Origin of the sequence: Marinilabilia salmonicolor, from assembly GCF_003003035.1 — a bacterium.
Classification (GTDB): Bacteria; Bacteroidota; Bacteroidia; order Bacteroidales; family Marinilabiliaceae; genus Marinilabilia; species Marinilabilia salmonicolor_A.
In genome coordinates this window covers 123131-135920 of record NZ_PVTS01000009.1, presented here as the reverse complement: position 1 = coordinate 135920, position 12790 = coordinate 123131, and the positions used below count along the sequence as shown (strand labels likewise).

Below are 12790 nucleotides of genomic sequence, written 5' to 3'. Positions count from 1 at the left end.
TCCAAATAAGTATTAACTCCGCCAAAAAGATTCAAAAATTTTATTCCATTTTTCCCACCAGTGTCACCACGGATCGTTTTTCGATGATGATACTCTCGGCAGGCATCTCTCCTTTCTCCAGACTTTTTTCGGCAGAAGTAGTATAGGAGTCAAATTGGTCGCCGGAAATATTGAAAGTCTCTCCTATACTTCCTATGGTCATTTTCTTATCACTGTCCGAATAATTTACAAAAACCAGAACCAGCCTGTTTTCCACAGGATCTTTGTAGGCCGAAAACATAACATTTGATGCCTGAAAGGTTTCTGATTTTGGAATGGAAAAGCCCGATTTAACCCGAACCATGCCGGGCCTGATAAATCTGGAATAGTTTCCCAAAGCCCATAATAGTTTGGATTCACGATAGTAGCCATCATTTTTCAATGATTCGGCCCCTGGATCCAACGGCTCACCATTTTCATTTATACCATTATCCAGATATATCAGACCGTCTTTGTAGTCACCCTGTGATAAGGCAGTCCACCAACTCCAGGACTGTGCATTTGCCAGGGCCAAATCAAAATGAATCACCTTAGCCACATAAAGAGCGGTGCCCATTCCCAGGTCTCTTCCCCATCCATCACCAATATCCGGAGCATTCTCCAAAATACAGAACTCACTTTGCCAAAATCCCGCAGTCCCTCCATTACTATTCAACTCATTGCCCAATGTTTTTCGAACATCGACAAGGGTATTGACATCAGCGGTAGTAAAATAGCTATGACCCAGTGCAACCTTTTTCACGTTACTCAAATCTCCAACGTAATTGGATGACGAAGAGTTAAAAAATGCATGTAGTTGATCCTCTCGTCCGGCATTTCCAAAATCACCGTACAGGAATTGTAGTTCACCAGCCTCCGGCACAACAATTTGGGATTGGACATTCTTTTCTTCAAGTTTAGGAGACAATTCCCTGAGGATGCTTGCAATGTCACCATTTGTCGCGGGCGATCCCTCCTGACCCGGAGAGTCCCAGTTCCATTGAGGTTCATTTACCGGACTTAGATAGTCAAATGCCAGTCCCTCCTGTTCAAAATGCTGGCAAACAGTAGCCAGGAGCTCTGCATAATCGGGTATTCGGCCAAATTCAAGGTTGATATTGGTTCCGCCCGGAGAATAAGCTTTTCCATTTTTCGTATAATGCACCGGAGGACTATTGACAAACCCCAAAAACGATTCTACCCCTCGTTCTTCAGCAGCACGCAAAAACCATTGTTGCCCTGCCTGTTTCGTCCAATCGTAAGTTCCATCCTCATTCAGAAAGCATTCCGAACGGCGCCAGGAATTACCAATATCACTGGCCAGCCCCTGTTCGGAACTTCCGGCACCAATATTGAATCGCCACAAAGAAAGGCCAATTCCCTCAGGGCTACCATCTTCTTTTAACTTCTGACTAAAAAGAAGATCGGCCATCGCATTTCGTTTTTCCAAAGGCCAGTTGGCACCTACAAACTGGACTCTCCACGCATCTGAAGCTCCAAAACCATCGATGGGCTGCAACGAGACCGAAGGATCAACAAATATTAATTCTCCCCCGGTGTTTTTCTCCACGTCATTTTTATCGTCGTTGTCGTTCTCGCATGCCAATAAAAACATTGAAAGCAGAAACAAAAACAGCATATATTTAATTGATTTATCCATATTTCAGATTTATCCTATTCGATTGTAAATTCCACGTAATCACTCCCGAGCCATGGAGAGGAGAACGAAACATTTACATTTCCCTTATCCTCTGCCTTGATATAGGCAATCATACGGCCCTGAAAGACCCGTTGCCTGTTGTCATTATAATTTCCCATATCGGAATGATCGCTACTTTCCAGACCCAACAACTTTGCCGGGCCCTCAATATTACAGGTAATTTGGTTGTCAGCCAGAAAAACATCCTCTCCGTTCTCATCTACAATTTGAATCTCAATTTGCAGAACATCGCCCGAAACAACCGGCTTTTCATTCCAAAGTCGGGCTTCAATAGCAGCAGGGCGTCGGGATGTTTCAATATTGTCGGACACCATCTCTTCCCCATTATTTAATCCTGTAACTTCAAGATTTCCGGGAGCATAAACAACATCCCAGAAAATAACGCCGGTTTCCTGATCCCGTGACTTTTCATGACCAATTTCTTCCCCGTTAAGGTACAATATGGCCGACTCGCAATTGGTATAACTTACGACCCGGATGGTATCTCCGACTTCAAAATTCCAAAAATGCGGCGCGTCAATCAGAGAGCCATGACCTCCTCTAGCTGCAGGATAGGCGCCAACATAAATCATAGGTTCCTTTGTCCACAAGCTTTTTCGATAATAACCCCGGGGTTTAACAAACCCAGCCAGATCCAAAAGTCCGGTTGTAAACCCACGCGATGGCCATCTAAAAGCCTCTCCCAAATAATTTATGCCGGTCCACAAAAACTGGCCAAAGATGAAATCGTTGTCCCGAACAGCTTTCCAGGCTTCGTAGTCGTGCCTGTTTTCACTGCCATACAAAACCCGGTTTGGATATGCTTCATGATCCTGATCGTATCGTCGTTCGGTATAGTTGTAACCAACAACATCCAATGCACCCGGATAATCCGTTTTATTGGACATAACGGGGCCGGCCAATCCGGCGGTTACAGGTCTGGAAGGATCATGCTCCCGTACCACCGAAGCCAATCTCTTTGCTATCCCTCCCAAACGATTGGCGTCAGGTTGATCAGGCTGATAACCCCGGGTATGTTGTTGCTGAATACTTGCCTCATCCAGAACAGGGTGAGAATAGGGATCGTTGGGATAATCCACTTCATTGCCGATGCTCCACATAAAAACCGATGGATGATTCCGGTCCCGTAAAACCATATCCCGCAAATCTGTTTCGCCCCATTCTTCAAAAAACTCATACGAACCTTGAAAAGCAGGTTCACCCACATTCCAACCTTCCACCCATTTCTTTTTAGGGAATTCCCATTCATCAAATGCTTCATTTAATACCAACAATCCAAGTTCATCGCAAAGGTCGTATAGTACCGGTGCCTGTGGATTATGGCTGGTACGAATGGCATTTACACCCAACTCTTTCAGCTTAATCAACCTGCGTTTCCAAACCTCCTCTGGTACCGCACTGCCCAAAACTCCGGCATCGTGATGTAAACAGACACCTTTTACTTTCATGTTGTCTCCATTCAAAGCAAATCCCTTGTCAGAATCAAAATCAAGGGTACGAATGCCGACCCTGGTTGTTGTCTGATCAATGAATTCCTGACCGTTAAAAACGGTGGTTTTTAATTTATAGAGATTGGGATTGTCCACAGACCACAAAGAAGGTTTTTTAACGGTCAACACCTGATTGACTTTGCCTGAACTCCCATTATCAACTGTCAATTCACCGGACGATGAAGCTACCAGTTGATCTTCATTATCAAAAAGCTCTTGCTTAACTGTCAACGTTTGCAGTTGGGAAGTAGTATTGGTAATACTGGTTTCCAAATTTACAATCGAGGTATTTTTGTTCATCATTTTTGTCTGATAAAAAACACCCCATTGAGAAATGTGAACCGGATTGGCATAAACCAGGTACACATCTCTGTAAATGCCGGAACCCGTGTACCACCGGGAATCAATACTTTTGCTGTGATCGACCCTGACCGCCAGCGTGTTCTTTCCACCAAATCTCAAAAAGGGAGTAAGATCATACAGGTACGAAATATATCCATTGGGTCGAATTCCCAGAGATTTTCCATTAATAAAAACCTCACCATTGCGATAAATACCCTCAAAATAAATATATACCTTTTGACCTTGTTCGGATTCGGGTATTTCAATATTCTTTCTGTACCAGGCAATCCCTCCGGGAAGGTATCCGGTGGCACTGGCATTATGCGGACTATAAGGACCTTCAACACTCCAGTCGTGAGGAAGATCAACCGTGCGCCAATCCGAATCATCAAAACTTTCGAGAGCAGCCTGCTCTGTATCTCCTTTGTTGAATTTCCAATTGGAATTTATCCTCTCCGGTTCACCAAATGAGACCTGACCGATAACTAAGGAGCTATATATCAGAAACATGAGAAAGCTAACAACTTGCTTCATAAAATAAGATTTTGTGATTGTATTTCGTCAAAAAAGAATTTCCGGTAAGAATATATTTACCCCGGACAGTTTGTGCATTAGCCAAATTGCCCGGGGTGGTTGTAACATAAATATCAGTATTAAATGACTGTATAGTGTTTGCAAGAAAATGCCAACTACTGCATAATTCTGGTTTTTGGTTCAGTCATTTAATAACCGGGATTCTGCTTCATCACACCATTACTTCTATCAATTTCTGATTGAGGAATTGGCCATAGTTCATGCTGATTTTCCTGAAACATAGTTCCTTTATCCTGCGGTTCTTCAGGATGAATGGTCTCATAAGGGTCGGTACTTTCGTTCAGATTATACTGCACAAAGTATCCGTTTGGCCCCATGGCTTCAGCAATTCTGGGTTTGCCTGAAACCGGGTCAATCTGGCGACGAAGGTCATACAAACGCAAACCCTCTGATGCCATTTCGAGACGACGCTCTTTCCAGATAGCATATAAAAGATCATTGCCTGAAAGATCATTCCTGGGCTCCAAATCTACCCTCGCTCTGATAGTTGCAATATCCGCTTTGGCCTGAGCCTCATCACCCAGGCGAAAAGCCGCTTCGGCACGTGTCAGGTACATTTCACCTAATCGGAGCAAAATCATCGGCAGTGGAATATGACGATCCTTAACCGTCAGCTGACGTCGCATATCTATTGGCACATAATATTTACGCCATACGCGGCCTGATTTATTAATATCCACATTAAACTGATAGTTGGGGTTTTCTTCCTCATCACCATAAACAGGTTCACCCACCGTAATAATGGTACTTTTTCTCCTGATTTCGTCACCTTCGGAAAGATAAGCCTGCTCAAGATGTGATGACGGGACACACCAACCCCAACCATCCATGATTTTATCCTCTTCACCCTCAGGCCATGTTTCACCACGCGCACACATCACCACTGAAAATCGGTTTCCCACGTTGTAATTCTGGTTGCTGCTGGCATTAATTTCAAAAATTGACTCAACACCGTGGTGGTTATAAACACTCCAAACATCCACAAAGTCGGGCTCCAAACTAAACGGCCCCTGTCCAATCACCTCATCTGCATAAGCATAGGCATTGGTATAATCCTCCATAAACAGATAAGTGCGCGCCAGAAGTGCTTTACAAGCCCAGCCGGTGACTCTTCCTTTGTTGTCGTCACCATATTCACCAGGCAAAACAGCAGCAGCCTCTTTCAAATCCTTCACAATTTGCGCATAAACCTCTGATTTTGGTGCTCTTTCCTGATTTAATCCGGAAGTTCCCTGAGGCTCAGTCAACAACACAACATCGCCAAAGTTTTGCACCAGTTCCCAATAACTGAAGGCTCTAAAAAACTTGGCCTCTCCAATCAACCTTTCTTTTAACTCCTCATTAATAGGAGCGTCCGGTATTTGGTTAATGGCAATATTAGCAGCCCCAATATTCAAATACTTATGAGTATAAAAGTTTTTCAGAGACCCGGGAGCGTTCGATGCCTCCACAAAATAATGAGCAAAAGCATAATGGTCACCAGGATCCTGCTGCAGGTTTCCCATCCATCCATCATCGGTTGACATGATATTGGTTATACGCAAAATCTGTTGCCACCAGTCGTCCCAGTTGGCGAATGATTTGTACAAACCGTTAACAAAGGCTTCGGCCTCTGATTCGGTAGCAAAATAATTATCCAGATTTTGAACGCCCCGCTCTTCTATTTCAATAAAATCCTCACAGGCAGAAATCCCAACGAACATGAGAACCGCCAATAATATATTTAATATTTTTTTCTTCATAACTTTTGTTTTTGTACTGTTACTTTTACCCAAATTGAGCGATTCTCACTCAATCGAATAAGAAAATGTAAGGTTTTCACCATAAGGATAGTGAAAAACCAAAATTTTCTAAATCGGGGTTAACGCTAAGTAAAGCGTTACTTTGTTACACTCGTATCGCTCAACTTAGGTTTTACCTGCTTTTTTCATAGTTAAAAAGTAATATTTGCACCAATCAGATATGTTGGTAAAACAGGATAGGTCCATCCGGAGAATCCAAAGTTAAGTACGTTATCTCCTGCTACTTCCGGATCTACACCTTCAAAATTGGTAACGGTCAGGATATTCTGTCCTGATACATAAAAACGACACTTCGTTAAACCAATCCGATCCAAAACAGATTCTGGAAGAGAATATCCCAACTGTACATTCTTAACCCGCATGTAAGAACCATCTTCAACGTAATAGTCACTAAACCGGGCAAAGTTCTGGTTCAAATCCGTATGTGAAACAATGGGAATATCATTGCTTGTTCCTTCACCATGCCAGGCTTCATCCAATAATCCGGAAATGACATTATTATCAGAACTTTGGGTACTGTACAGATCCTCACGCAACCAATTGACCAGTTCATTTCCCACACTGGCATACAAATTGGCGGTGAAATCGAAATTATCGTAAGCCAGGCTGATATTCAAACCTCCTGTGAAATCGGGCCAGGGACTTCCGATTTTTGTACGGTCTTCACCATTCAACTCTCCATCTCCGTTAACATCCACAAACCTGATGTCTCCTGGTTGAGCCTGAGCCTGCAACAATGCCCCATTCTCGCTTGCATGTGAATTAATTTCAAACTGATTCTGAAATATCCCGTTGGTTTGATAACCGAAGAAATATCCAGGCTCTTCACCTTCTACGGTTTTTGTTCGCTCTTCGTCCCCATAAACAACAGGGGTAATTTCCGGAAGATCTGTCGCTTCAACCGAAACTGTTGTAAAAGTAACTCCCACATCATATTTCAAGCGGCCCCTGCGGTTTTGATAATTAAGCCCCATTTCAACACCTTCCGATTTCATGGAACCCACATTCGACCAAATTTGAGCATCATTGGGGTACCCGCTGTAATTGGGATAGGGCAGTTGAAAGATCATATCTTTGGTCTTTTTCTGATAATACTCAACTGACCCATTAACCTGACTTCCAAAAAGTGTAAAATCGGTTCCCAGGTTTATATCTTCAACAGTTTCCCACTTGATATCCTCGTTTTTCATGCTACTCGGGTAAGTAGTGTTAACAAGTGAACCCTGACCTGGTCCAAATACGTAATAGTCCTGTCCGATACCTGAAGTATAAACACTAGAGGGCAAATTCTGATTTCCCAAACGGCCCCAACCGGCTCTTATCTTTAAATCATTAATAAAATCTAATCCATCCATGAAAGATTCATCAGAGATACGCCATGCAACAGATGCCGATGGAAATGAAGCCCACTTGTTATTGGCCAGAAACTTGGAAGAGCCGTCAACACGGTAAGTTGCTGTCAGATAATAACGATTCAGATAGTTATAGGACAACCGGCCCAGATATGACTCAAGAGAATTGCCCCAGGAATTTCCATTAACCTCCGGGTTTTCAGTAGCAGCATCTATTTCACGAAGTGGATCCGAATTATTCGGGATTCCGTCTTTGGTTCCATTAATAAACCGACCTTCCCATTTTTCCATGGTAGCGCCACCCATCAATGAAACATTATGCTCGTTTACATCAAGAGAATAAGTTAACGTATTGGTCCAGTTCCAGTAAGAATTAAAATTGTGTGACCGATAAGCATAATTGAGTTCATTCTTTTCATGTGCCCCGTCAATTACAAAATCGGGCTCAAAATCATCGTTATGGTCAAATTTATAATCGCCACTTATCTGAGTTCTGAAATCCAGATTCTTAATCGGTGTAACTTCTGCATAAGCATTGGCCGCAAGAGCGTAATACCCACCTTCATCAAACTGCCGTGCATCCCGAGCAATGGGGTTCCAAACATAGGTATAATATGATCTTTGATAAATACTATACTCATTCAGTCCCTCCTGCTCTTCACTGGGGCGATAGATGGGGGTCACAGGGTCAATCAGTAAATAATCCTGATACCAGTTTGGTGTGCTTTCCCACATTTCTCGTCTCGGATTCAACATCACGCCGGCAGTAATCCAATCGGCAAAATCCCAATCTGAACTCAACCGGGCAGTAAATTTCTGCCAGTTACCGGAATTGTAAAATGAATCCTGATCGTAGTAGTTTAAGCTAACTGCATATCTGTTTGTCTCACTTCCACCTGATGCCTGAAAGCTAAAATTTCTTTGAGGAGACACTTTGTTTACTCCTTCTCCCCACCAATCAGTACCCTCTCCAAGGCTTGCCGGATCAGGGAATCTTTCACCCAATTCGGCATTTTGAAGTGATTGATTCATAATTTGTGCATATTCTGTGGCATTGGCCATATCATAGGGTTTATCGAACACCTGAAAACCATACGACAGATCTGCTGAAAACAGAGTTTTCCCATCTTTTCCACGCTTGGTAGAAATCAGCACAACCCCATTGGAAGCACGACTACCATAAATAGCTGAAGCCGATGCATCCTTAAGAACCTCAATACTTTCGATCTCATTGGTATTCAAAAAGTTCAGATTATTTCCCATGGGAACACCGTCAACCACATAAAGCGGGTCTGTAGAAAGGTTGAGTGATGTAAAACCCCGAATAAGCACTTTCGGAGAGGCTCCGGGATGTCCGCTTCCGGCAATAATCTGAACACCAGGCGCTTTACCCTGCAAAGCCTCAACAGGATTTCCCACGCTCATGGTTTTCATATCCTCACCTTTAACGGAAGTAATAGAACTCGTAAGATCGCTTTTTTTGGCACGACCATATCCGATAGCCACTACTTCATCCAAGGCGACAAAAGTCTCTTCCAATTCAATATTAAGAATCGTCTGGTCACCAACGGGAACTTCCATATTATTGAACCCGATAAAGCTAAATTGAAGAACATCATCGGACTCCGCATTCAATTGAAAGTTGCCATCAACATCCGTAATCGTTCCGGTGGCCGTTCCCTTAATTGCAATAGAGACCCCCGGCAGCGGTTCTCCATCGGTAGAAGCTACGGTTCCTTTTATCAATTTTTCCTGTCCGTGCATATTGACTGAAAAGCAAAATAAGACAGCCAAAAGCCAAATGAATTTATGAATGTATTTTCTCATATTCTTGACATTTTATGTTTGTGATTATCGAAACCCTGAACTGTTTTAATCTATGGTAGAAAAAGAAAAACTCAATTTCCTCACCACATGAATTTGATAAACATTTTTGTGTAAAGGGGCTGTCCAAAAAGTCCAATTTTGATGTCATTCTGAGCTTGTCGAAGAATCTGTTCACTTGAAAGACAGATGTTTCGACTACGTTCAACATGACATTTTTTTGATCCTTAATACTTTTTGGACAACACCTGATTAATTTTCTTATTCTCTATTGAACCGGTACCACTTTGGCCCTGTTGAGATGAGAATCAAATGTAACTTTGTAAGTAGTTCTGACCGCGACGGTCATCGCAACATTCTCTCCTCCTTTTAAAATTGTTTTTTCTGGATCCACTTTTCTATCAAAACGCCAGAATGGTTCGGGCCACCATCCCCATGGATGTTCGGGTTGGAAAATAAATTCAACGGTTCCTTCCATATCAAGAGTTTTGTAAAACCTGTAATTATTTTCAGGATCACGTTCCAACTCAATCGAAGCCCAGGTAGCCCAGTCCTGGTCGGGATAATCAGGAAATCCTTTACCAACCAATCCCAATTTTCCTACATATTCGGTTTCGATATAAGCATCGTCATCGGGATTCTCAATTTTCGGCTCAAAATACCAGTCATCGGGAACATAAGACTCCACATTGTAAGTCATATTCTCCAAATCAACAGAAATAAGGTAATATCCTTTCTGATCAAGAACAATTGGCAAGGCATTTTCAGGATCATTGATCAATTTGGAAGGATCGTTGGGGTCCAGACCATAGCAATGAGGTGCGAAGCTTGTTGTTTGAGGAACAAACCTAACTTCTGCGCCAGGAGCTTCCGCATAATACTTTCCTTCAAAATTGTAAGGTGCAGTTTTCGAAATCAACATAGGAACACCAAAAAGGTCCGAATTCAGTTCCTCATCGGTGGCCACATCGGCAAGATACAGTTTGTCAAAGTCAAAAGAAGCCTTAACGACTCTGTTGCTGGTCACCACATTACCAGCACTGTCTGCCAAAACAAACTCAAAATTGTACTCGCCTACTTCAGCAGGCAGGGTGGCAATATTCTGATATTCAAAATTCAGTTGCCCTGTTCCCATAAACGAAACACTGTCGTAGAAATTTATGGACGATTCCCTGGCTACGAAATAACCAAGCTGACGCGAATCTCCCAACACAGCATTTATCTCAACAGGTAATTCGCTGTCAGGAGCCAGAGTTAATCCATTAACAGGATTTTTAACATCCAGAACCGGGTTGGTGAAGTCGCCATCCATAAAAACTTCCACAATTTCACTCGCCGTTCGATCTCCCATATTATAAACGGTAACCTGAATACTATGTCCTTTATTGGCTGCATCTTCAGGCACCAAAAAGTCGTAAGAAAGTTCATAACTCTTCACCACTGAATCATTGGTAGAGATCTCAATATCCCGGTTAAGATACCAGTCATCAATATTCAGGTTGATCTTTTTTATGCCCACCTCATCGGTAGCAATCCCTTCAATCCGGATGGTGCGTCCCTGTTCGGAATGTATCTCCGCAGCCTGCAATTCCAATGCCGGGTCGCTGCTTACATCCCAGCTTTTCTCATTGTCATCATCGCACCCCCAGAACAGGATTGCGCCAAACAGCAATGATAATGACAACATTGTCAAACTTTTTCCACTTTTTTTCATAGACCTCATTTTTTAAAATTATAATCCAATTCAAACATATACCTGTTTTTCACTCTTTATATTTTAGGATAACTGTCTTAACGGTCTGCGGGTCAACAACCAGGTTTTCCAGACTACCCTTCCGAAAAGACAAGTTTTCATTTTTTGAAGTGACATAAGTCTTTATCTCCTCATTGAAAAGAACTTTGTTTTGTAATTCCAGAGACTGCTTTTTATCGGAGTAATTTATCAGTACCAATACCACCTCTCCTGTAGCATTATTCTTAAAAGCAGATACCATCAATGAAAGTGCCTGCTCAAGATGATTATCCCCATTATCGGTCTTGACCTCAATTCTGACCATTCCCGGTCTCACGAATCGGGAGAAATTCCCCATAGCCCACATAAGCTTTGAATCATGGAAATTCCCATCAAACTTTAATTTCTCATTGTCCGGATGTTGTTGGTCTGAGATGCCTTCTCCCCCATTGTCCAAATAGATAAGTCCGTCTTTGTAATTACATTGAGTGATGGCGGTCCACCATTGCCAGGAAGTAGCATTGGCAATGGTTAAATCGTAATGCATTACCCTGGCAACATACAGAGCTGTAGCCATACCAAGATCACGTTGATGTCCACCAGTTATGTCATCATTGTTTTCCAATATGCAAAATTCACTTTGCCAGAAATCCATTTCAGGATTAATTGAATCCAGGCTCTGCCGAAGTTTAAGCCTCACATTAATAAGTTTTTCAACCGGCCAGGTGGTAAAATAACTATGTGCTGAAAAGAGAGGAGCAGTGTATTTTAGCTTACCTAAGAAAAGCGGGCTGTCGGGAGAAAGAAAATCCCGGAATTGCTCAGAACTACCCACATAATCAGAAACCCTCTCATATAGAAAGTTGTATTCGGCAGTTTCACCCGGAGCAATCATCGTTTGGAGTCCGCGCTTTTGAAATTCATGATCGATAAAATGGGTCAGCAGATAAAGATCCTCGTTCGTAGCGGGGGTTCCCTCTTGAGTAGGATTACTCCAGTCCCATTGGGGCTCATTAAACGGACTAAGATATGAAAAACCAAGCCCCCTATCTTCAAAGTGTTCACACACATCAGTCAGGAACTTCGCATAATCCTGTAATTTATTATCCCGAACATTCAGATTTGTCCGCCCCTTTGGAGAAAAAGCTTTCCCATTAGTAGTAAAATAAACAGGAGCAGAGTTTGGAAAAGCCACAGTGTTCTCAACACCATATTGATGGGCCATTTTCAGAAACCATTGTTGACCTTCCTGTTTTGACCAGTCGTAAGTCCCGTCAGGGGAAAGAAAACATTCTGATTTTCGCCAAGGATTCACAATCCCGCTACTATCGCCCTGTTCCATACTTCCGGCCCCTATATTAAAACGCCATAAGGACAAACCAATTCCCAATGGGTTTCCTTTGTCATCAACCTCTTGGCTAAACAACCACTCCGACATTTTTTCTTTTTTTGCATCCGGCCAGTTTTTACCAACAAACTGACAGCGCCAGGCATCTGATGCTCCAAATGAATGAATAACCTGATATTCCTTTTCAGTATCCATCTCAATAAATACTTTTTCAATTTTCTGGCCTGAAACTCCAAAGTTCATCCATAAAAAAAATCCTGATAGCAATAGAAAAATCCTCATTCGACAATTTGTTAATTTTTAAACAACACCATCAAATTAAGTTAATTTTAATGCAGATAGTTATAAGTTTTCATTCACTCATTCGTGTTTTTTAGTCGCATTCAATAATTTATCAATCACATGAAAATTATTTTTTATGTTGATTATGTGATTGTTACAATATATTACAATAAATCATTCACTATTTTTTTTACTTTTGAATTATCATTAAGGGTAAAAAGGAGTTTTTAACAATTAAAATCGCTTTTTATCATTTGCTTTTGCAGCCAATAACAAATAAAAAAAA

General features: G+C 42.0%; 6 protein-coding genes. All 6 read right to left on the bottom strand.

Going from position 1 to position 12790, the window contains the following annotated elements; all coding sequences use genetic code 11:
- Positions 1 to 40 precede the first annotated feature (40 nt).
- The 6 genes from BY457_RS10900 to BY457_RS10870 all read right to left on the bottom strand — a co-directional run bounded on the left by BY457_RS10900 (position 41) and on the right by BY457_RS10870 (position 12504).
- Positions 41 to 1678 carry a glycoside hydrolase gene (locus tag BY457_RS10900; RefSeq protein ID WP_106153362.1) on the bottom strand — a complete coding sequence of 546 codons (1638 nt, stop codon included), beginning with the start codon at positions 1676 to 1678 and terminating at the stop codon, positions 41 to 43.
- A gap of 14 nt (positions 1679 to 1692) precedes the next feature.
- Positions 1693 to 4104, bottom strand: coding sequence for a sugar-binding domain-containing protein (locus BY457_RS10895; RefSeq protein WP_106153361.1), 2412 nt, complete (start codon positions 4102 to 4104; stop codon positions 1693 to 1695).
- A 188-nt stretch (positions 4105 to 4292) separates the two neighbouring features.
- Entirely contained in the window at positions 4293 to 5906 is a 1614-nt protein-coding gene (locus BY457_RS10890; RefSeq protein ID WP_106153360.1) for a RagB/SusD family nutrient uptake outer membrane protein, read from the bottom strand.
- A 191-nt stretch (positions 5907 to 6097) separates the two neighbouring features.
- Positions 6098 to 9145, bottom strand: coding sequence for a SusC/RagA family TonB-linked outer membrane protein (locus BY457_RS10885; RefSeq protein ID WP_106153359.1), 3048 nt, complete (start codon positions 9143 to 9145; stop codon positions 6098 to 6100).
- Between the two features lie 265 nt (positions 9146 to 9410).
- Entirely contained in the window at positions 9411 to 10856 is a 1446-nt protein-coding gene (locus BY457_RS10875) for an Ig-like domain repeat protein (RefSeq protein ID WP_258176696.1), read from the bottom strand.
- A 49-nt stretch (positions 10857 to 10905) separates the two neighbouring features.
- A complete protein-coding gene (locus tag BY457_RS10870) occupies positions 10906 to 12504 on the bottom strand; it encodes a glycoside hydrolase (protein WP_106153357.1) in 1599 nt (532 codons plus the stop codon).
- Positions 12505 to 12790 lie beyond the last annotated feature (286 nt).